This window comes from Candidatus Pelagibacter sp., from assembly GCF_052049975.1.
In the GTDB taxonomy this organism is placed as follows: domain Bacteria; phylum Pseudomonadota; class Alphaproteobacteria; order Pelagibacterales; family Pelagibacteraceae; genus Pelagibacter.
In genome coordinates this window covers 577,070-599,677 of record NZ_JBNGYZ010000001.1, presented here as the reverse complement: position 1 = coordinate 599,677, position 22,608 = coordinate 577,070, and the positions used below count along the sequence as shown (strand labels likewise).

The following is a 22,608-nucleotide window of genomic DNA, read 5'->3' as shown; positions in this document are numbered from 1 at the left end:
CAGTTATTCTTTATTAATTTTTAAAACTCCTATAAATGCTTCTTGTGGAATCTCTACTCTTCCAAACTGTTTTGATCTTGCCTTACCTTTTTTTTGTTTCTCTAATAATTTTCTTTTCCTATCTGTTGCTCCTCCACCATGGATTTTAGTTAATACATCTTTTTTAAAACCTTTAATTGTCTCTCTTGCAACAATTTTTCCTCCTATGGCTGCTTGAACAGGTATCATAAAATTATGTCGTGGAATCAAGTCTTTTAGTTTTTCACAAACTTCTCTTCCAGTTCTTTGAGCGAAATCTTTGTGTATCATCATAGCCAATGCATCAACTGGTTCTCCGTTTACTAAAATTCCTAATTTAACAAGATCTCCTTCTCTATGACCTATAATTTCATAATCAAAACTTGCATAGCCACTTGTCATTGATTTAATTCTATCATTAAAATCAAAAACAACTTCATTTAAAGGTAACTCATAAGATAAAACAGCTCTATTACCTGAATAACTTAAATTTGTTTGTATCCCTCTTTTATCCTGACACAGTTTAATAATTGAACCCAAATATTCATCTGGAGTAATTACAGTAGCTTTTATCCAAGGTTCTTCGATAGTTTTGATAAGAGTTGGATCAGGTAAACTTGATGGATTTTGTAAATCAATAATATCCCCTTTGTTTAAATGAACTTTATAAACAACGCCTGGTGTAGTTGTTAATAAGTTTACATCAAACTCTCTTTCTAATCTTTCTGTTATTATTTCAAGATGTAATAATCCTAAAAAACCACATCTAAATCCTAATCCTAATGCAGAAGAAGATTCAGCCTCAAATGAAAAACTTGCATCATTTAATTGTAACTTTGCTAAACCATCTTTTAATTTTTGATATTCAGAACTATCAACTGGAAATAAACCACAAAATACCACTGGTTTACTTGGTTTAAACCCTGGTAAAGGTTCAACATCAGTTTTAGACGAGTCACAAATAGTATCTCCCACTTTTGTCTCTGATAAGACTTTAATACCAGTAATAATAAAGCCTATTTCTCCTGCTTGTAATTCTTCTAAATCTTTTGGCTTAGGCGTAAAGACACCTACCTTTTCAACTATGTATTCTCTATTAGTTGAGATCATTTTAATTTTCATATTTTTTTTAATTTTTCCATTAATCACTCTAATTAAAATGACTACACCTAGATAAGTATCGTACCAACTATCAACCAACAAACATTTTAAATCTTCTTTAAGATTACCTTTTGGGCTTGGTAATTTATTTACTATTTGTTCTAATATTAAATCTACACCTTCTCCTGTTTTTCCTGAGCAAGGAACAGCATCATCGGTTTCAATTCCAATTACATCTTCAATTTGTTTTTTTGATCTATCCAAATCAGAAGCTGGTAGATCAATTTTATTTAATACAGGTATAATTTCATGATCTATATCTAATGCTTGATAAACATTGGCTAATGTTTGAGCCTCTACTCCTTGCGTACTATCAACAATTAAAATCGATCCTTCACAAGCATAGAGTGATCTACTAACTTCATAGCTAAAATCAACATGTCCAGGTGTATCTATAATGTTAAGAATATAATTTTTTCCATCCTTAGCTTTGTAATTTAATTTAACTGTTTGAGCTTTAATTGTAATTCCTCTTTCTCGTTCAATATCCATGGAATCTAGAACTTGTGCTTTCATTTCTCTTTCAGTCAATCCTCCACAAAGATGGATAATTCTATCAGCAATAGTAGATTTACCATGATCAATATGAGCAATAATTGCAAAATTTCTTATGTGATCAATTGTGCTCATTTATTTTAAGAACGAATTTTGGCACCAGTTTTTTCTTCAACAGATTTAATTATCAAATTATTTAAATCCTCAAGATCTTTATCTTTTAAAGTCTTTTCGCTTGATTGAATTGTAACATTTAAGGCTATAGATTTTTTATTATCTGGAATGTTTTCTCCTTCATAAACATCAAAAATTTTAACACTCTGAATTAAATCTTTATTTATGTTAGAAATTAATTTTATAATTTCTTGTGCCTTTATTTTTTTATCAATTATAAATGCAAAATCTCTTTCTGATTTTTGATAATCAGAAACAGAATATTTTGTTTTTTGATCATTTAATGATTTTTTTGGTTGTTTTAAATTTTCTAAGAAAATTTCAAAGCCAAGAAGAACATTCGTTTTCATATCTACATTTTTCATTATACTTGGGTGTAACTCACCAAAATAAGCTGCTACATTATCTTTTCCAGCGTTTAAAAATATTCTTCCTGATTTTCCTGGATGATAGTAATTTGGTGTTTCGTCATCTATTACAAATTTTTCTGGTTTATAACCAGCTTCTGATAGTGTTTGAATTACGTCTCTTTTAATATCAAAAACATCAATATCTCTCTCCTTCTCAATCCAAGACAGTCTTGATTTTTTTCCTGTACTTATTCCACATACAACTGTTATTTGATCACCAGGATTTCTTCCAGTAAATGCAGGTCCAATTTCAAATAAAGAAATATCTTTATAACCTCTATCTATATTTTTATTCAAATACATAACCAAATTAGAAAAAACTGAGTTTCTTAAAACGCTTAAATCAGAACTAATTGGATTAATAATTTTAATTTCTTTTTTGTCAGCTCTAAACAAATCATTAAATTTAGAGTCTGTGAAAGACCATGTTACAACTTCATGATAACCTTTTGATGCTACAGCTCTTTGTAAAAAATGGAAAAGTTTTTGAGTATTATTTAAAGTTGGTTTTGATCTTATTCTTTTAGGCTCAATAGTTTCAATCTTATCATAACCTTTTATTCTTGCTAATTCTTCTACTATATCTATTGCTTGTGATATATCTGGTCTCCATGAAGGTACTATTAATTTTAAAAATTTTTTATTCTTTTTAATTTTAAATCCAAGATCTTTTAAAATTTTCAAAACCTCTGAATTTGAGATTTTGACACCCATAATTTTCTCAAATAATTTTTGATCAAAATTTATTTCAGTATTTTTAAAATTTTCATTTTTCTTTAATTCAATTTTGCCAATTTCACCGCCACATATATCTTGGATCAGACTTGCTGATCTCATAAGTCCTTCCTCAATCGATAAAGGATCAATACCTCTCTCAAATCTAAATTTAGCATCTGTATCGATATTAAGTTTTTTTGCAGTTTTTCTTGTGATTGTTGGATCAAAATAAGCAGACTCGATCAATACATTCTTTGTATCCATCTGTGTTCCTGATCTTATACCGCCCATTATTCCACCAAGTGCCAGTGGTCCTTTATCATCACTAATTACACACATGTTTTCATCTAAATTGTATATTTTATTATCTAACGCATCAAATTTTTCACCTTTTTTAGAATTTCTTACTATTAATTCATTCTCAATTTTATCTGCATCAAAAACGTGCAAAGGTCTATTGTTATCAAACATCATATAGTTAGTTATATCTACAATTGCTGAAATAGGTTTTTGACCAATTGAAATTAATTTTTGCTTTAACCAATCAGGACTTTCTGTATTTTTAACATTCGTTATCAAACAGCTTCCAAAAACTGAACATGCCTGATTTTTTTCTTTTTTTACAGAAATTTTAATTTTTCGTTTATTGGTAGGTTTTATTCTTTTTATTTTTATATCTTTTAAATTTCCAAAACCAGATGCTGCCAGATCTCTAGCTATTCCTCTTATTCCTAAACAATCTGGTCTATTAGGCGTGATTGATAGATCAATTAAGTTTGAACTTGGTTTTTCAAAATAACTTTCTCCAATTTTTTTTGAGTATTTTGATGCAGGAAGCTCTGTTATACCCTCACTTTCATCCGAGAGATTAAGTTCAGATTCAGAACAAAGCATACCATAAGAGGTTACACCTCTAATTTTGGCCACTACTAATTTTAATCCACTTTTAGGTATTTTTGCTCCAGGTGGCGCATAGATTGTTAATAAGCCTTCTCTTGCATTTGGAGCACCACAAACAACTTTTTTTGTATCTTTTTCACCAACATCTACATCACAAACTTTTAACCTATCAGCATCTGGATGTTTTTCCGTTTTTAATATCTTAGCAACTTTAAATAAATCTGAACCTTCAGATATGCTCTCAACACTTTCAACTTCCAAACCAACGTTTGTCAGTTGATCTAATAGTTTTTTCTCAGGATGATTTGTTTTTAAATGATCCTTTAACCAGTCATAGGTTATTTTCATCGACTTAATCCTCTATAATTTGATGGAACATCCAAAGGATCAAAACCAAAATGATTTAGCCATCTATAATCACATTCAAAAAATGCTCTTAAATCATTAATTCCATATTTAAGCATTGCAAGCCTATCTATACCTATACCAAAAGCAAATCCTTGAAATTTTTCAGGATCAACTTTTACATTTTTCAAAACATTAGGATGTACCATTCCACACCCTAAAATTTCTAACCATTGATCGCCCTCACCAATAACAATTTTGCCATCTTTTATTTCATAACCAATGTCTACTTCTGCAGATGGTTCTGTGAAAGGAAAATGACTTGGTCTAAACCTCATTTTAATTTTATCAACTTCAAAAAACTCTTTTATAAAATAATTTAAGCATCCCTTTAAATGACCCATATTTACATCTTTATCTATATGTAAGCCTTCAACTTGATGAAACATTGGTGCATGTGTTTGGTCACTATCAGATCTATATGTTCTGCCTGGTGCTATAATTTTAAATGGAGGTTTATCCTTTATCATTGTTCTTATTTGAACTGGGGATGTATGAGTTCTAAGTAGTATTTCTTTTTTTTCATCAAGATAAAAAGTGTCATGCATATCTCTTGCTGGGTGATGATCTGGGGTATTTAATGCTGAAAAATTATTATATTCATTTTCAATATCCGGTCCTTCTTCAACACTAAACCCAATTTCTGAAAATATAGATGATATTTCATCTATAGTTTGTGAAACTGGATGAATTTTACCTCTGGTTATTGGTCTCTCTGGTAGAGTGATATCTACTTTTTCATTTTCTAATTTCTCATTAATTTTTTTGAGCTCTATATCTTTAAGTGAGTTTGTAATTATATTTTGTAACTCATCTTTGATTTTGTTTAATTCAGAAGCAAATTGTTTTCTCTCATTTTCATCTAGTGACCCTAGTTTTTTAAACTGAGAGGATATAAGTCCATTTTTCCCAAATAATTCAGATTTAATCTGATTAACTTGTTCTTCGTTTAAAGTTTCATTAAGTTTTGAAATATATTCTTTATGAATATTTTTTAAGTCTGACATAATGTTAGATTATTTCCTTAAGAAATAAAAACAATAGAGAAGATTAATTTAAAGCTGATTGTGCTTTATGAACGATAGTTTTAAACGCTTCAGGACTATCATAAGCTATTTCTGCCAGAATTTTTCTATCTATTGTAATTCCACACTTATTTAGGCCATTAATAAATTTTGAGTAAGTTAATCCTTCAGCTCTTACGCCAGCATTAATTCTTTGTATCCATAAAGATTTAAAGTCTCTCTTTTTATTTCTTCTATCTCTATATGCATACTGCATAGCCTTTTCCATTGCTTGCTTAGCAACTCTAATAGTATTCTTTCTTCTGCCCCATTGACCTTTGACAGCTTTTAAAACTTTTTTGTGCTTTGCTTTGCTAGTTACACCTCTTTTTACTCTTGCCATTTTATCCTCTTAAACTGTAAGGCATGTACGATTTAACTATTTTACCATCTTGTTTTGATAAAGATGTAGTGCCTCTTAATTTTCTAATTTGTGAATTTGTTCTTTTTATCATGCCGTGACGTTTTCCTGCTTGAGCAGAAATCACTTTGCCTTTTGCAGAGATTTTAAATCTTTTTTTTGCTGAGCTTTTGGTCTTTAATTTTGGCATAATTGAGCGGTGTTATACAAAGAATGTAAAAAATTTACAACAATAATATGGCTTTATTATAGGGGTTGAATCACCATAATCATTTGTTTTCCATCAAACTTAGGATTTAACTCAACTTTTCCTATATCTTTCATGTCTTCTTTGATCTTGTTCATTAGTTCGTTCCCCAAGTGTGAATGCTGTAATTCTCTACCTTTAAAACGAATTGTAAATTTAACTTTATCACCTTTGGCTATAAATTTTTTCGCATTTTTAACTTTAAATTCATAATCGTGTGTTTCTGTTACAGGTCTCATTTTTATTTCTTTTAAAGAAATTATTTTTTGTTTCTTTTTTGCTAAGTTAGCTTTTTTTTGGGCATCATATTTAAATTTACCCATATCCATAATTTTACAAACAGGAGGATTGGCGTTTGGAGCGATTTCAATTAAATCTAACCCTTGATTTCTTGCCATTGATATTGCTTCATTTGTGTTAACTACACCTAAATTTTCTCCATCACTATTAATTACCTGCACATCTGGAGATGTAATCCTATTATTTGATCTAGGACCACGATCTTTAGTTCTTCTCTGGAAATAGTTTTGTTTGAAATCTGCCACTTAATTTGAAGATGCTTTATTTAAAGCAGAGTATGTTTTTATAAAAGAATTTAAATCCATATTTTCTTGTTTGTTAGAGTCCAATCTTCTAATAGTTACTGAATTAGAGTCAACTTCTTTTTTACCACAAATTAATAAAAGAGGTATTTTTGCTAAAGAATGATCCCGTATTTTATAATTCAAATTATTATTTTTTAAATCTGTAATAGAAGAGATACCAGCATTTTTTAGTTTAGTAGAAACTTGAGTTGCATAATCATTAAAATCTTCTGAAATAGGTATTACTACTGTTTGTAATGGTGATATCCAAAAAGGAAATTTACCTGCATAATGTTCAATTAGAATACCTATAAATCTTTCTAGTGATCCAAATAAAGCTCTATGTAACATTACTGGAATTTTTTTAACTCCATCTTTATCAACATAGGATGCACCTAATCTTTCTGGTAAGTTTAAATCAACTTGGAGTGTACCGCATTGCCAATCTCTTCCTATTGCATCTCTTAAGACAAATTCAATCTTTGGTCCATAAAAAGCACCCTCACCTTTATTAATACTATATTCTAACTTTGAAGCCTTAACCGCATCTAACAAAGATGCTTCTGCTTTATCCCAAACTTCATCACTTCCAACTCTCACCTCCGGTCTATCAGCATATTTTAGTATTACATTTTCAAAACCTAATTCTTTGTAAATATCTAAAATTAAATTAGTAACAGTTAAACACTCACTTGCTATCTGATCCTCCGAACAAAAGATATGTGCATCATCCTGTGTAAAGGCTCTTACCCTCAATAAACCATGTAGTGCACCAGAAGGTTCATATCTATGGACTTTTCCAAACTCACTTATTCTTAATGGTAGGTCTCTGTAACTTTTTAAACCTTGGTTAAAAACTTGTATATGACCTGGACAATTCATTGGTTTTATTGCAAAAACTTTTTCATCTGGAGTTTCAGATGTATACATATTTTCTCCGTACTTTTCCCAATGACCTGATTTTTCCCATAATAATCTATCTAAAATTTCTGGAGTATTAACTTCTTTGTATCCGGCTTCATTTTGTCTACCACGCATGTAATTTATTAATTTTTGAAAAAGAGCCCAACCTTTTTCATGCCAAAAAACTGAACCTGGACTTTCCTCTCTGAAATGAAATAAATCCATTTCTTTACCAAGTTTTCTGTGATCTCTTTTTTCAGCTTCCTCTAATCTTTTTAAATAATTATCCAAATCTTTTTGACTAGACCAACTAGTTCCATAAATTCTTTGAAGCATTTCATTGTTAGAGTCGCCTCTCCAATAAGCTCCTGACACTTTCATTAATTTAAAGTATTTTCCAATTTTTCCTGTGGAAGACAAATGAGGGCCTCTACAAAGATCATGCCATTCTCCATGAAAATAAATTGATACATCTTCACCTTCAGGAATGCTCTCAATCAACTCCGCTTTATAAATTTCACCTTTATCCTTAAAATGTTTTACAGCTTTATTCCTTTCCCAAACTTCTCTTTTTGTAATTTCATCTCTATCTACTATTTCTTTCATTTTTTTTTCTATTTTTTCTAAGTCTTCTTCAGTGAAAGGTTCTTTTCTAGCAAAGTCGTAATAAAAACCATTTTCAATTATAGGACCAATGGTTACTTGTGTTCCTGGAAATAATTCTTGTACTGCCATTGCTGCTATATGAGCAGTATCATGTCTTATTGTTTCTAAACCCTCTTTATCTTTTGATGTGTGAATTTTAACTGAACAATCTTTCTCAATAATATAATCTAAATCTTTTTGTTCACCATCTACACTGATTATTAAAGCTTGTTTAGCCAAAGACTTACTAATCTTTTCAGCTATTTCTAATCCTGTTACTTTTTTTGGGAAACTTAGACTGTTTCCATCTGGTAGGGTAATATTAGGCATTTAATTTAATAATTTTTTATATTCTGAATAAGTAGAAAAGCACATTTTTTCAACATTAAATTTTTTTTTGATGTTTTTTCTACCTTCAATACCTATTGATTTCAATGTGGATTCGTCAATATTCAAAACTTTTAAAATTGTTTTGCTCAATGATAAAGAGCTTCCAGACTCAAATAAAAAACCTGTTTTTTCATTTTCAACGGTCTCTCTTGAGCCACCTATATTACTTGCTATTATTATTTTTTCCATTGATTGTGCCTCTACCGCAACACGCCCAAAGGCCTCAGGCTCTATTGATGATGATATAACAATATCTGAGATTTTATAAGCCAAAGCCATATCTTTACAATGATCAATAAATTTTAATTGATTAGTTAGTCTATATTGCTCAGACAATCGTATTAATTTTTTTTTATACAATTCTCTTCCTTGATCACTTCCTAGAATAATTGCATAAAAAGCTTCATAGCCAAGTTCAATATTAACTTTGTTTATCGCTTCTATAAACAATTCTTGTCCTTTCCAGGAAGTTAATCTTCCTGGCAACAAAACTATCTTTTTATTTTTTTTTTCTATACCCCATGATTTTAACAATTCATCCTCTTCCTTTTCAAGTTTTGTCGTTGGATCAAAATAATCGACATTTATTCCTCGAAAAATTACTAATAATTTATTTTTCAAATTAAGATATTTTGAATAGTTTTCTTGAATATGAGAAAAAATAAAATTTGATCCAGCAATTATCAAATCTGATCTTAACATTACAGAGTTGTAGAATTTTTTTAAGTTACTTTTGAAATTATAAGTGCCATGAAAAGTAGTGACATACTTTCTGCCAGTAAATTTTGCAGCTAATAGACATGACCAAGCAGGAGCCCTACTTCTTGCATGAACAATTGAAATTCTAAATATCAATATTATTAAAATTAAAATTATTGCATTAATTAAAATTAAAAGTGGGTTTTTACTTTGAACAGGAAGCCTAATAAGTTTTACTTTTTTTTTATCTATAAAATTTATTAAAGGTCCACCGCTGGTTACAATGTAGGATCCACAATTATTTTCAGGAAGATAATGTGCAATATCATAACAGCCAGTTTCGGCTCCTCCATAACCTAATTTAGGAATTACTTGTAGAACATTAAATTTGGATGTCATTTTACTCATTATAATATATGAGCTATATCATACAAACAATTATGACTAATTTTAGTTTTTACAATACATCAAAAAATACAAAAATAAGATATTTAAAAAATATTTCTAAAAGTAAAACTTATATTGTTTTTCTTCATGGTTTTATGTCTGATTTAGAGGGAAAAAAACCTTCATCATTTTTAAAACTTGCCAAAAAAAATAAAGTTGGATTTTTAGCTTTAGAATATTCTGGTCATGGAAAATCAAGTGGTAAATTTATAGATGGCAATATTTCAAAATGGTCAAATCAAACAAAATTATTAATAAAAAAGATTGTTAAAAATAACAATTTTATTTTAGTTGGTTCAAGTATGGGCGCTTGGATTTCTTTAAATCAATTTAAACACTTTAAAAATCAAATTAAAGGTTTTGTTGGTATCGGCTCTGCTCCAGAATTTTTAGAAAATTTAATGTGGAAAAAATTTCCAAGAAAAATAAAAAATGAAATATTAAAGAAGAAAATAAGCTATATCAAACATGGAAGTTATAAATATCCAATCGCATTACAATTAATTAGAGATGGGAAAAAAAATAAAGTTCTAAATAAAAAAATAAATTCAAAAATTAAGGTCACAATGATACATGGAAGCAAAGATGAGTCTGTGCCTGTAACTTATTCTAGAAAAGTTTTAAAAGTATTCAATAACGCCAAAAAAAAATTGATTGTAATAAAAAATGGTGATCATAGTTTATCAAGTCCAAAAAATTTAAAGATAATAAAAAAAGAAATTGAGCAAATGCTCTAACTTACAGCTTTAGTCGAAGGTTTTAAGGTTATAGGGTTATCCAACTTTTCTAACATTTCTTTTGGACAAACTTGAACAAAATTTTCTAGCTCACCATCAAAATTTTCTAAGATTTTTTTTGACAAATTAGAATTAGTTTCATTTGAGTGTTTTTCTAAAAGATTTTTCAAATAATCTCTCCAATAATTTGTTTCTACGTTTTGCCAAATTATGCTCTCTGGATTTGCTTTATTTTCAAATTGTTTATCAATGTCATAAACAAAAGCCATTCCACCTGTCATACCCGCACCAAAATTATCACCAACAGAACCTAGAATAACAACTGTTCCTCCAGTCATATATTCACATCCATTTGAGTCACAACCTTCAATTACTGCAGTAGCACCAGAATTACGTACAGCAAATCTTTCTCCGGCTTGGCCTGCAGCAAATAATTTACCTGATGTTGCGCCATATAAAACTGTGTTTCCAATTATGGTATTTTCGTTTGATATTAAATTACTTTCTTCCGGAAGTTTAATTGAAATTGTTGCGCCAGATAATCCTTTTCCAACATAATCATTTGCATCACCTTCTAAAACTAACTTCAATCCTTTTGATGAAAAAGCACCAAATGATTGACCGGCTGAACCTTTAAAATTTAAAGTTAAAAATTCTTCATCTAACTTTTCATAACCAAACTTATTGTATAAATAATGTGAAATTCTTGTTCCTACGGCTCTATTTGTATTTTTAATTGTAAAAAGTTGATCAACCTTTTCTTTATTATCTAATTTTTTTTCTATAATAGGCCAAATTTCTTGATCTAGTGTATTTGGTACTGCATTTATTTCTTGAGTTTCACAGTATCTTTTATTTTTACCTGGATCTGCTTGTACAAATAAAGGATTAAGATCTAAGTCATCTAAGTTTGGAGATGCTTTACTTACCTGCATTAAAAGATCTGTTCTCCCAATTACTTCATTTAAAGATTTAAATCCTAGGCTTGCTAAAATTTCTCTTACTTCTGTAGCAATAAAAGTAAATAGATTTACAACTTTATCAGGTGTTCCAGTAAATTTTTCTCTTAATTTTTCATCTTGTGTACACACTCCAACAGGACATGTATTAGAATGACATTGTCTAACCATTATACATCCCATGGCGACCAAAGCAGTCGTTGCAACCCCATATTCTTCAGCCCCCATCATTGCAGCCATAACAACATCTCTACCGGTTTTAATCCCACCGTCTGTTCTCAAAGTTACTTGGTGTCTTAAATTATTTAGGGTTAAAACCTGATTAGCTTCCGTTAATCCCATTTCCCATGGAATACCAACATATTTTACACTTGTTTGTGGAGTGGCCCCAGTACCACCGTTATGACCAGAAATTAAAATAATATCTGCTTTAGCTTTTGCTACACCAGCAGCAATTGTTCCAACTCCTGATGAAGCTACAAGTTTTACTCCAATTCTGGCTTTAGGATTAATTTGTTTTAGGTCATAAATTAATTGAGCCAAATCCTCAATTGAATAAATATCATGATGAGGCGGAGGCGAAATTAAAGTTACACCTGGTGTTGAATGACGTAGTTTTGCAATTTCTTCAGTTACTTTAAACCCAGGTAATTGACCGCCTTCTCCAGGTTTTGCACCTTGTGCAATTTTAATTTCAATTTCGTTACAATTATTAAGATAATTTACTGTTACCCCAAATCTTGCAGAAGCAATTTGTTTAACTCTTGAGTTTGCGCTATCCCCGTTATCTAGAACTTTAAATCTTTTTGCATCTTCGCCACCTTCTCCACTACATGAAGCACCTTTAATTCTATTCATTCCCATAGCTAATGTTTCATGAGCTTCTTTAGATAAAGCGCCATGAGACATGCTTCCACTACCAAATCTTTTTAAAATATTCTCTATAGGCTCTACCTCAGAAATATCTATTTGTGGTCCTAATTTCTTTTTTCTAAAATCTATGAGATCTCTTAAATTAATTGGAGGAAGGTTATATATACCTTCCGCATATTTTTTATAAGCCTCATAAGAATTTGATCCAACTGCACTTTGTAGTAAATGAATTAATCGACCTTGATACTGATGAGTTTCGCCGTTCTTTCTATATCTGTAAATGCCACCAATAGGTAATATGTTTTCAGAATTTTCAAAAGCTTCTTGATGTATATGTCTTACTTTTTTTTCTATACCTGTTAATCCAATACCTGAAATTTTCGAGACAACTCCTGGAAAATAATCAGAAACAATAGTTCTACTTAAGCCTACAGTTTCAAAGTTACACCCTCCTCTGTATGAACTTAATACTGAAATTCCCATCTTAGACATTATTTTTAACAAACCAGCGTTAACTGATTTAATGTATCTTTCAACACACTCATCAAAACTGAATTGTCCAAAAAGTTTTTTTTCATGTCTTTGATATAAGCCATCAAAAGCTAAATATGGGTTTACAGTAGTAGCACCGACGCCAATCAATGTAGCAAAAGAATGGGTATCCAAAGCTTCACCTGATTGGACGTTTATAGAAACGTAGCCTCTTAGTTTTTTTTCTATTAAAAAACTATTTATTGCTCCAACACACAAAAGCATTGGGATTGGAAGCTTATCTGATGAAATTTCTTTATCGCTTAAAATAAGTTGAGTAACACCTTTTCTAACAGAAATTTCTGCTTCTTTTTGAATTCTGTCTATTGCACTTGTTAGATTTTCTTCTTTTGAAAAAGTACAGTCTATTATTGTTGAATTTTTCCCAAAAAAATCAATGAACTTATCTAATTGAGAATTAGATAAAATTGGAGAATTTAATACATAAATGTTCTCTTTTGTTAGAGTATCAAAGTCTAAAATATTTCCCAAATTTCCAAACCTTGTTTTAAGACTCATAACTTTATTTTCTCTTAACGAGTCAATTGGTGGATTTGTAACTTGACTAAAATTCTGTCTAAAAAAATGGTACAAAGGTCTGTACTTATCTGAAAGCACAGCCAAAGGTGTATCATCACCCATTGAACCTGTTGCTTCTTTTGCATCCTCAGCCATTGGATGAAGAATTAATTCTATATCTTCTAATGTAATACCAAAAGCATGTTGTCTTTTTCTTAAATCTTGTCCGCTGAAACAATTTTTTTCGTTAGAGATTGATAGTTTTTCATCTAAATCTACAATTTGTGAATTAAAATGTTTATATTCTTTAGCTAAGTAATCTTTAATCTGTTGGTTGGTAAATACTTTGCCTTTTTCTATTCTAACGCCAATAATTTCACCAGGACCTAATCTTCCCTTTTCAACAATTCTTTTTTCATTTAATTCAATCATTCCAGTTTCAGATCCTGCAAATAAAAGTTTGTCTTTAGTGATTGCATATCTAAGGGGTCTTAATCCATTTCTATCATTAGCTGCTATTACCCATTCATTATCTGTCCCTGCTATAGCGGCTGGTCCATCCCAGGGTTCCATTGTACTATTTAAAAAATTAAATAATTGTTGATGATTTTTTGGCAGTGTTTTGTTTTTTTTAGACCACGCATCTGGAACTAACATTAATTTAGCTAAAGGTGCTGGTTGACCTGAGATATTTAATAATTCAAAAACGTTATCAAGTGCAGCAGAGTCTGATGTTCCTTGTTGAATAACTGGTTTTAAATTATTTACATTGTCAAATAAAGGACTATTCATTTCTTGCTCGTGAACTTTCATCCAATTTTTGTTACCTCTAAATGTATTAATCTCACCGTTATGAGCTATCGCTCTGAAAGGTTGAGCTAAATTCCAGCTAGGAGCTGTGTTAGTCGAGAACCTTTGATGAAAAATTGCGTACCTAGATACAAATCTTGTATCTTTTAAGTCTAAATAAAAATCTGCAATTCCCTCAGCTAAAAACATACCCTTATAAATAATTGACTTAGAACTCAGAGAACAAATATAAAAATTGCTTAATGATTGTTTAATTGCTTCATTTTCAATTTTTCTTCTTGTTTCATAAATTTTTCTTTCAAGTTCTTTATTAATTAAATTTTCATTGTTTGATTTAAATAAAACCTGAATTATTTCTGGCATCGTTAAAAAGGCTTTTTCACCCAAAACACTTGGATTAACTGGTACCTGTCGCCATCCGTAAATACTAAAGTCATTTTTTGTAAGCTCACTCTCAACAATAGTTTTGCAAGCCTCTTGTGCTCCATAATCATTTCTTGGCAAAAATATCATTCCAACACAAATCTCTGAGTTATCGTGCTGATGACCTGTTACTTCAATTTTTTCTATAAAAAAATCTTTTGGTATTTCAACATGAATACCAGCACCATCGCCTGTTTTTCCATCAGCATCAACTGCACCTCTATGCCAAACTGCTTTTAATGCTTCTATGCCATACTCAACTACTGATCTAGATTTTTTACCTTCTGTTGATGCAATCACTCCCACGCCACAAGCATCATGCTCCATTTCTTCTGAGTATACGTGGTTGCTTTTTAATAATTCTTTATTTTTAAAATAATTTTTCATTAGGCAACTTTATTTTTTTCAACTTCTTTTGATTGTAAAAATTTTTTGATTGATACTGCCGCATCTCTTCCATCTTTAATCGCCCAAACAACTAGTGATGCACCTCTTACAATATCACCTGCTGCAAAAACTCCATCTAAATTTGTTTCTAAAGTATCAAAGTCAGCTTTAATAGTTCCCCACTGTGTAACTTTTAAATTAGGGTTACCAAATAAATTAGGTAGATCTTCGGGATCAAAACCTAAAGATTTTATAACCATATCTGCTTTTATTTCATATTGTGAACCATCTTTAATTTTGGGTTTTCTTCTTCCTGTCTCATCAGGTTCGCCTAATTCAATTTGGTCAACTATAATTTTTTCAATTTTATTTTTACCTTTAAACTCTTTAGGTGATGAGAGCCACACAAATTCTACACCTTCCTCTTCTGCATTAGCTACTTCTCTAGCTGACCCAGGCATATTTTCTTTGTCTCTTCTATATAAACATTTTACTGATTTTGCTTTTTGTCTTATCGATGTTCTAACACAGTCCATTGCTGTATCTCCTCCACCTATCACTACAATATCTTTACCCTCTGCATTCAATGTTCCTTTATCGAAAGCTTCAACCTGATCACCTAAACCTTTTTTATTTGATGCTGTTAGAAAATCCATAGCTGGAAAAATATTATCTAGATCACTACCAGGGATATTTATTTCTCTAGCTTTATACACTCCAGTTGCAATTAACAATGCATCATGTTTTTTTCTTAATTGATCTAGCGTTAAATCTTTCCCAACTTCAAAATTTAATACGAAGTTTATTCCACTTTCTTTAAGAAGATTAGTTCTTCTTTCTACAACAAACTTTTCTAATTTAAAATTTGGTATCCCATAAATTAATAAACCACCAGGTCTATCATATCTATCATATACCGTGATTTGATATCCATCTTTTCTTAACTGTTCTGCTGCTGCCAGTCCAGCAGGTCCTGCACCAATAATACCTATGCTTTGTTTTTTTTCATTTGTTACTTTAATTGGTTTAACCCAACCTTGTTCCCAAGCATTATCTGTAATATATTTTTCCATTGAACCAATGGTGACTGTTCCATGACCAGATTGCTCGATTACACAGTTACCTTCACATAATCTATCCTGAGGACAAATTCTTCCACAAACCTCTGGCATGTTGTTTGTGCTTTGAGATAATTCGTATGCTTCTTGAAGTCTCCCCTCAGCTGTTAATTTAAGCCAGTCAGGAATATTATTGCTTAGAGGACAATGAACTTGACAAAAAGGCACTCCACATTGAGAACACCTACTTGATTGTAATTTGGCTTTATCAGAAATAAATTCATCGTAGATCTCATTAAAATCATCTTTTCTATTATTTACATCTCTTTTAGGTGGAGTTTGCTGACCTATTTTTACAAATTTTAGCATTTTTTCTGACATAAAAATTCCTGAACTGCGCAACATATACATTGAAAATTCAATATAAAGTAAAATAAAGGTCAATATTATTGACTTAAAATAATCATTTTTTATTGAAAAATATGATTAATTTAAATTTTGCATACCTAATATGCTTAAATTGTATTGTTGTTATTAAATTTTTATAAGGTACGAAAAATTTTAAATGTTAGAAAATATAATAGAAATTTTTATTCTCTCTCTAATTCAAGGTGTATCAGAATTTCTCCCCATTAGCTCTTCTTCACATTTAATAATTGTATCTACATTATACGAATTTAAATCAAGTTCTCTTCTAATAGACATCAGTCTTCATCTTGGTTCTTTGTTTGCAATACTGTTCGTTTATAAAAACGATATTTTTAATTTTAAAACAAATAAAAAATTTCTTTCTTTAATTTTTTTTGGTTCAATGCCTTTAATAGTGTTCGGTTTTGTAATTTATATTACAGGCGTTATCGAGATTTTAAGAGATGTAAAGATAATTGCCTGGACAACAATTACTTTTGGAATTTTACTATATTTTGCAGATAAAAATAAATTAGAATTATCAATTGACAAAGAATTATCGATGAAATCAATTTTTATCATAGGTTTATTTCAAGTATTATCATTAATTCCAGGTGTTAGCAGATCAGGCATAGTAATTACTGGTGCAAGGTTTTTAAAATATAACAGGATAGATTCTGCAAAAATGTCTTTTTTATTATCAATACCAGCTTTATGTGGAGCTAGTGTTTTAAGTTTTAATGATATTTTAAAACAAAATGTAGAGTTTAATTATTTAGTTATTTTAGCAATAGTCTTATCATTCTTTTTTTCATTCATTACAGTGAAGTTTTTTCTTGAATTTATAAAGAAATTTTCTTTGAATATATTTGTTGTTTATAGAATAACTTTAGGTTTGGTTCTGCTTTTTTTGATTTATTAAAGGAACAAGTTGTGAAATCAAAACTCCACACAAAATAAATATACAGCCCAGAATATTATTTATTTCAAGAATTTGACTCAAAATAATCCACGCAGCTATAGTTGCAAAAACTCCTTCTAAAGAAAATATAATTGCAGCAGGTGCTGGGGAAATATTTTTTTGTGCATAAATTTGTAAAACAAATGCAAAACCACCAGACAATATTCCTGCATATAAAATTGGTACTATTTCCTTTAAGATATTTATTAAGATAAATTCTTCATATATTGAGCCAACAACAAAAGATAACAACGCTACAATCAATGTTTGTGCAGCTCCTAGAGTTAAAGGTAAATTAAATTTTTTAATAAATATGTCAGTGTAAATGATGTGAAAACTCCAAAAAAGCGCTCCTAATATTACTAAACTATCTCCAAGTCTTACAGTTGCATCAAAAAAATTTGTTAATAGATATCCTCCAATCAAACATAAACAAACTGATGGCCAAACACTCCAATGAATTTTTTTCTTTCTGAATAAAAAAACTATAATTGGAACAAGAGGAACATAAAATATTGTAAAGAAAGCTGCATTTGCAACATCTGTGTATAACAGGGCAACTTGTTGTAAAGCTGAACCAAAAAATAAAGAAAACCCAATTATAATAGTTAATCTTAGAAGAAGTTTTTTATCTTTTTTAAATTCAAAACTATATTTTTTTGTTTCGAAGAGAAAAACCAATGGAAGAATAGCCAAAAAACCTACAAAAAACCTTACAGAGTTGAATGTGAACGGACCAATATCGTCCATTCCAATGTCTTGAGCAATAAATGTTGTTCCCCATATGAAGGTACATAATAAAGCACTAAATAAAGATATTGATTTAGACATTTAAACAGCAAGTTTATACGCAAAATTTTTACCAAGATTTTCTTTTAAATCATTATTAAATCTCGCTGCTTCAGCACCATCAATTATTCTGTGATCATATGATAGTGAAATTGGTAGAATTGTTCTTGTTTCAAACTTTCCATTTATAAATTTCTGCTTTTTTTCTGCTTTACCAATCCCTAAAATGGCAACTTCTGGATAATTAATAATAGGAGTAAAAAATGAACCACCGATACCTCCTAAGCTTGTAATGGTCATAGATCCGCCAAATAATTCTTTTTTATCTATTTTAAGATTTTTACATAATTCACTCAAATTTTTTAGCTCAGCAGCTATATTAGATATACTTTTGTTATTTGCGTTTCTTAATTTAGGCACCATCAAACCATGCTTAGTATCAACAGCAATACCTATATGAAAATATTTTTTTAATGTCATTTTTCCATTTTCAATTTCATCAATTGAAGAGTTAAAACTAGGAAATTTTTTTAATGATGCGGTTAGGGCTTTAACAATAAACGCTAATGGAGTTATCTTTTTTTTTTCTCCAGTATAAATATCTGTCAAAGAAGCTCTAAAATTTTCCAGTTCAGTTATATCTGCCTCATCATGATTTGTTACGTGAGGAATATTAGACCAAGAATTTGATAGGTAGGTAGATGCTAGTTTTTTAACTCGAGGAATGTCTTTTACTTCAATTGACCCAAATTCATTATGTTGAAATTCTAATTCTAACTTTTTATTTTTTTTCTCTTCACGATTTAAATTGTTATTTCCAGATGAAATAAATTTTTTTATATCAGTTTCATCTACTCTTCCTTTTAACTGACTGCCTTTTATTAAGTTAATGTTTACTCCTAGTTCTCTGGCAAATTTCCGGGTTTTTGGCGATGCTAAAACGATACCACTATCCGTATTTAACTCTACAACTGAACTTGCTTTTACTTCTTCAGTTTGTTTTTGAATGATCTTTTTTTCTTTCTTTGGTTCATCCCTTTTGAGTGGTTGTTCATTAGATTTGGTATTGTTTTCAATACTTAAAATACTGTCTCCCTCTGAAACTTTGTCACCAATTTTACAATTTAGCTTAATAATTTTACCATCTATAGTGCTTGGAATTTCAACACTAGATTTATCACTTTCAATTGTAATCAAAGGATCATTTTTTTTAATCTCATCACCTTCTTTGACTAATACCTCAATTACCTCAACATCTTTAAAATCTCCTATATTTGGAACTTTTATTTCATTTAGTGACATTATAATTTTGTAGGGATTTTTTTATCTGGGTTTATTTTATATTTTTTTATAGCCTCTGCCGCATATTTAGAAGCAATAAGCTGTTCTCTAGATAGAACACTTAGACCATAAGCAACTATATGCTCTTTATCTACTTCAAAAAAATTTCTTAAATTTTTCCTAGTATCACTTCTTCCAAAACCATCTGTTCCTAATGAATAAAAGCTTTTATCAATATAAGGTCTAATTTGGTCTGAGTTTGCCCTCATGTAATCAGATGCTGCTAAAATAGGTCCTTCAGTTTTTCCAAGACATTTTTCAACATAAGAAATTTTTTGATCTTTATCAGGATTAAGTAAATTAAATCTTTCTGTTTCCATGCCATCTCTTCTTAATTCATTAAAACTTGTAACACTCCATACTTCACTATCAATTTGATATTCTTTTTGAAGAATTTCAGCACCAGCAATCATCTCTCTCAAAATTGTACCTGAGCCTAAAAATTGAATTTTTGTTTTCTTATGTTTGTTAAATTCTTTAATTTTATATATGCCTTTCAAGATACCCTCTTCACAATCTTTATTTTTAGGAATGGCTGGATGTGGGTAATTTTCATTCATCGTAGTAATGTAATAAAAAATATTTTCTTTCTTTTCATGCATTCTTTTAAGACCTTCTCTGAAAATTACAGCTAATTCATAATGATAAGTAGGATCATATGAAATACAGTTTGGTATTGTGGATGCCATTAAATGACTATGACCGTCCTGATGTTGTAAGCCTTCACCTGCAAGCGTTGTTCTTCCTGCGGTAGCACCAATTAAGAAACCTCTTGATTGACTATCAGCACCGGCCCACGCCAAGTCTCCAATTCTTTGAAATCCAAACATTGAGTAAAATAAATAAATAGGAATCATTTCGATATCATGATTTGTATAAGAAGTTCCTGCCGCAATCCAAGATGACATTGCTCCAGCCTCATTAATACCTTCCTCTAAAACCTGACCACTTTTATCTTCTCTATAAGAACTCAACTGAGCAGCATCTTCTGGTTCGTATTTTTGGCCTTCATGCGCATAAATACCTATTTTTTGAAAAAAACCTTCCATACCAAACGTTCTTGCTTCATCAGGAATAATTGGCACTAGTCTTGGTGCAACATTCTTATCTCTCAATATACTTGTTAACATTCTGACAAGAGCCATAGTTGTAGACATTTCTTTTTCACCAGTTGTCTCTTTCATATTGTCAAAAATGTTTTTGGGTGGTGCTTTAATAGATTTTGCAAAACTAGTTCTCTCAGGAATAAAACCTCCTAGCTTCATTCTTTTTTCTTTTATGTACTTAATCTCTGGAGAATTTTCACTGGGTTTATAATATTCTATATTTTTAACTTGTTCATCTGTTAAAGGAACATCAAATCTATCTCTATAATACATCAAGTCATCTATATCTAATTTCTTTGTTTGGTGTGTAGTATTTACACTTTCACCCGATTTTCCCATTCCATAGCCTTTAATAGTTTTAGTTATAATGACTGTGGGTTTTCCATTGCTCTTCATCGCTTTATCATAAGCGGCATATACTTTATGAGGATCGTGACCACCTCTATTTAATCTCCAAATATCTTTATCAGACATACTTGAAACTAAATCTAATGTTTCAGAATATTTTCCAAAAAATTTTTCTCTCACGTATGAACCGTCTCTAGCTTTCATAGCTTGGTATTCACCATCAACAGTCTCATTCATAATTTTTACAAGATGTCCTGTTTTATCATTAGCTAATAATTGATCCCAATAAGATCCCCAAATAACTTTTATAACATTCCAACCAGCACCCCTAAATATTCCCTCTAATTCTTGAATAATTTTGCCATTACCTCTAACTGGACCATCTAATCGTTGAAGATTACAATTAACTACAAAGATTAAATTGTCTAAATTTTCTCTAGAAGCTAAACCTATAGCGCCAAGAGACTCTGGTTCATCCATTTCACCATCACCAAGAAAAGCCCAAACTTTTCTTCCTTCATCTTTAATTAATCCACGGTTAATCAAATATTTCATAAACCTTGCTTGATAAATAGCCATCATTGGTCCTAAGCCCATAGAGACTGTAGGGAATTGCCAAAAATCAGGCATTAGCCATGGATGTGGATAAGATGACAATCCACCAGGTTTTACCTCTTGTCTAAAAGAATCTAATTGTTTTTCACTTAATCTTCCTTCAAGAAAAGCTCTGGCATACATGCCTGGTGCACTGTGACCTTGAAAATAAACTAAGTCTCCACCAAATTTATTATTTTTAGCTCTCCAAAAATGATTCATACCAACATCATACAGTGTAGCTGCTGACGCAAAAGTTCCTATGTGTCCTCCTAATTCTGGAAATTTCTTATTGGCTCTTACAACCATCGCAGCTGCATTCCATCTAATAAATGATCTAATTCTTCTCTCTATGTTTTGATCACCATTAGATTTTTTTTCTTCATTGGCTGGAATAGTATTTATGTAGGGTGTATTTTGTGTATATGGAATATTTGCGCCTTCCATATAAGCTTTGTTGATTAACTCTTTAATTAAATAATGTGCTCTTTGATTTCCTTGTTTTTGTATCACCGCATTAAGTGACTCTATCCAATCTTGTGTTTCTAAAGGATCGTTATCAGCATCATTCACAACTTGAATGATTTCTCTTATATTATTTTTTTCTAATATAATTTTTTCTTTTTCATTGTTTTCATTTGAAATAGCTTTTTCAGCTTCTAAAATTAAATTTTCAGTATTTTTAGGAACATCATCATTTTTTTTATTTTTATTAGATGAACTTAATGTTAATAATAAATCCCCTTTTGAAACTTTGTCACCAATTTTTATATTTATTTCCTCTATTTTTCCGCTTAGTGTGGATGGTATTTCTACACTTGATTTATCACTTTCTATTGTAACAACAGGATCATTTTCACTTAATTGATCACCTTCTTTAACAAGGAGCTCTATAACCTCAACATTTTCAAAATCTCCAATGTCTGGTACTAATAATTTATTCTTCATTTTGAAAAGATTTATACACTTTAAATTTTAATTGTGTCTAAATATAACACAATCTGTACATTTTTCTGACAATCTTTCTAAAGAAATTAGAATAATGATAAAAAAATTCTTAAATAAATTATGGAATTCAAAAATTAACACTTTGGACGCTAAATTTTGGATACAAAAAAGTTTACTGACAGAAAAATTCAAAAAT

The 22,608-nt window shown here is 30.1% G+C and carries 15 protein-coding genes; 2 read left to right on the top strand and 13 right to left on the bottom strand.

Going from position 1 to position 22,608, the window contains the following annotated elements; genetic code table 11:
* Window positions 1–3: 3 nt before the first annotated feature.
* From lepA to ACTT9U_RS03000, 8 genes are read right to left on the bottom strand one after another with little or no spacing between them, the layout of a single operon-like run.
* On the bottom strand, window positions 4–1,809 hold the full coding sequence (gene lepA / locus ACTT9U_RS03035) for a translation elongation factor 4 (protein ID WP_440931714.1): 1,806 nt from the start codon (window positions 1,807–1,809) through the stop codon (window positions 4–6).
* Between the two features lie 5 nt (window positions 1,810–1,814).
* The gene (gene pheT, locus ACTT9U_RS03030; protein ID WP_440931713.1) at window positions 1,815–4,223 is read right to left on the bottom strand and encodes a phenylalanine--tRNA ligase subunit beta; all 2,409 of its coding nucleotides are present in this window, start codon (window positions 4,221–4,223) and stop codon (window positions 1,815–1,817) included.
* Entirely contained in the window at window positions 4,220–5,287 is a 1,068-nt protein-coding gene (pheS, locus tag ACTT9U_RS03025) for a phenylalanine--tRNA ligase subunit alpha (protein ID WP_440931712.1), read from the bottom strand. The genes pheT and pheS overlap by 4 nt, the downstream gene beginning before the upstream one ends.
* A gap of 43 nt (window positions 5,288–5,330) precedes the next feature.
* Window positions 5,331–5,687 carry a 50S ribosomal protein L20 gene (gene rplT / locus ACTT9U_RS03020; RefSeq protein ID WP_014953845.1) on the bottom strand — a complete coding sequence of 119 codons (357 nt, stop codon included), beginning with the start codon at window positions 5,685–5,687 and terminating at the stop codon, window positions 5,331–5,333.
* 1 nt (window position 5,688) lies between these two features.
* The gene (gene rpmI / locus ACTT9U_RS03015) at window positions 5,689–5,895 is read right to left on the bottom strand and encodes a 50S ribosomal protein L35 (protein ID WP_014953846.1); all 207 of its coding nucleotides are present in this window, start codon (window positions 5,893–5,895) and stop codon (window positions 5,689–5,691) included.
* Window positions 5,896–5,951: 56 nt separating this feature from the next.
* Complete coding sequence (gene infC, locus ACTT9U_RS03010) at window positions 5,952–6,497, bottom strand: translation initiation factor IF-3 (RefSeq protein WP_440931711.1); 546 nt, start codon at window positions 6,495–6,497, stop codon at window positions 5,952–5,954.
* A complete protein-coding gene (gene thrS, locus ACTT9U_RS03005; RefSeq protein ID WP_440931710.1) occupies window positions 6,498–8,414 on the bottom strand; it encodes a threonine--tRNA ligase in 1,917 nt (638 codons plus the stop codon). It lies immediately after the preceding gene.
* Entirely contained in the window at window positions 8,415–9,581 is a 1,167-nt protein-coding gene (locus ACTT9U_RS03000; RefSeq protein WP_440931709.1) for a glycosyltransferase family 4 protein, read from the bottom strand.
* A gap of 32 nt (window positions 9,582–9,613) precedes the next feature.
* Between ACTT9U_RS03000 and ACTT9U_RS02995 the strand changes: the two genes are divergently transcribed.
* Complete coding sequence (locus ACTT9U_RS02995; RefSeq protein ID WP_440931708.1) at window positions 9,614–10,357, top strand: alpha/beta hydrolase; 744 nt, start codon at window positions 9,614–9,616, stop codon at window positions 10,355–10,357.
* Here ACTT9U_RS02995 and gltB read toward each other — a convergent pair.
* Both gltB and ACTT9U_RS02985 read right to left on the bottom strand, forming a co-directional pair.
* Entirely contained in the window at window positions 10,354–14,859 is a 4,506-nt protein-coding gene (gene gltB, locus ACTT9U_RS02990; RefSeq protein ID WP_440931707.1) for a glutamate synthase large subunit, read from the bottom strand. The genes ACTT9U_RS02995 and gltB overlap by 4 nt on opposite strands.
* Window positions 14,859–16,298 (bottom strand): NAD(P)-dependent oxidoreductase, encoded by a 1,440-nt coding sequence (locus ACTT9U_RS02985; RefSeq protein WP_440931706.1) that lies wholly within the window; start codon window positions 16,296–16,298, stop codon window positions 14,859–14,861. Before ACTT9U_RS02985 ends, gltB begins: the two co-directional genes overlap by 1 nt.
* A gap of 184 nt (window positions 16,299–16,482) precedes the next feature.
* Between ACTT9U_RS02985 and ACTT9U_RS02980 the strand changes: the two genes are divergently transcribed.
* Window positions 16,483–17,247 carry an undecaprenyl-diphosphate phosphatase gene (locus ACTT9U_RS02980; protein WP_440931705.1) on the top strand — a complete coding sequence of 255 codons (765 nt, stop codon included), beginning with the start codon at window positions 16,483–16,485 and terminating at the stop codon, window positions 17,245–17,247.
* Here the strand turns inward: ACTT9U_RS02980 and ACTT9U_RS02975 are convergent.
* From ACTT9U_RS02975 to aceE, 3 genes are read right to left on the bottom strand one after another with little or no spacing between them, the layout of a single operon-like run.
* A complete protein-coding gene (locus ACTT9U_RS02975) occupies window positions 17,215–18,117 on the bottom strand; it encodes a DMT family transporter (RefSeq protein ID WP_440931704.1) in 903 nt (300 codons plus the stop codon). The genes ACTT9U_RS02980 and ACTT9U_RS02975 overlap by 33 nt on opposite strands.
* Window positions 18,118–19,377, bottom strand: coding sequence for a 2-oxo acid dehydrogenase subunit E2 (locus ACTT9U_RS02970; RefSeq protein WP_440931703.1), 1,260 nt, complete (start codon window positions 19,375–19,377; stop codon window positions 18,118–18,120).
* Window positions 19,377–22,412: a pyruvate dehydrogenase (acetyl-transferring), homodimeric type gene (gene aceE / locus ACTT9U_RS02965; RefSeq protein ID WP_440931702.1), complete on the bottom strand. Its 3,036-nt coding sequence runs from the start codon at window positions 22,410–22,412 to the stop codon at window positions 19,377–19,379. Before aceE ends, ACTT9U_RS02970 begins: the two co-directional genes overlap by 1 nt.
* Window positions 22,413–22,608 lie beyond the last annotated feature (196 nt).

Excerpts from the sequence above, each read along its gene's own strand:
- thrS (WP_440931710.1), bottom strand. The coding sequence starts at position 8,414 with ATGCCTAATATTACCCTACCAGATGGAAACAGTCTAAGTTTCCCAAAA.
- ACTT9U_RS02975 (WP_440931704.1), bottom strand. The coding sequence starts at position 18,117 with ATGTCTAAATCAATATCTTTATTTAGTGCTTTATTATGTACCTTCATA.
- gltB (WP_440931707.1), bottom strand. The coding sequence starts at position 14,859 with ATGAAAAATTATTTTAAAAATAAAGAATTATTAAAAAGCAACCACGTA.
- rplT (WP_014953845.1), bottom strand. The coding sequence starts at position 5,687 with ATGGCAAGAGTAAAAAGAGGTGTAACTAGCAAAGCAAAGCACAAAAAA.
- ACTT9U_RS02985 (WP_440931706.1), bottom strand. The coding sequence starts at position 16,298 with ATGTCAGAAAAAATGCTAAAATTTGTAAAAATAGGTCAGCAAACTCCA.
- pheT (WP_440931713.1), bottom strand. The coding sequence starts at position 4,223 with ATGAAAATAACCTATGACTGGTTAAAGGATCATTTAAAAACAAATCAT.
- ACTT9U_RS02970 (WP_440931703.1), bottom strand. The coding sequence starts at position 19,377 with ATGTCACTAAATGAAATAAAAGTTCCAAATATAGGAGATTTTAAAGAT.
- pheS (WP_440931712.1), bottom strand. The coding sequence starts at position 5,287 with ATGTCAGACTTAAAAAATATTCATAAAGAATATATTTCAAAACTTAAT.
- rpmI (WP_014953846.1), bottom strand. The coding sequence starts at position 5,895 with ATGCCAAAATTAAAGACCAAAAGCTCAGCAAAAAAAAGATTTAAAATC.
- lepA (WP_440931714.1), bottom strand. The coding sequence starts at position 1,809 with ATGAGCACAATTGATCACATAAGAAATTTTGCAATTATTGCTCATATT.
- ACTT9U_RS02980 (WP_440931705.1), top strand. The coding sequence starts at position 16,483 with ATGTTAGAAAATATAATAGAAATTTTTATTCTCTCTCTAATTCAAGGT.
- aceE (WP_440931702.1), bottom strand. The coding sequence starts at position 22,412 with ATGAAGAATAAATTATTAGTACCAGACATTGGAGATTTTGAAAATGTT.
- ACTT9U_RS03000 (WP_440931709.1), bottom strand. The coding sequence starts at position 9,581 with ATGAGTAAAATGACATCCAAATTTAATGTTCTACAAGTAATTCCTAAA.
- ACTT9U_RS02995 (WP_440931708.1), top strand. The coding sequence starts at position 9,614 with ATGACTAATTTTAGTTTTTACAATACATCAAAAAATACAAAAATAAGA.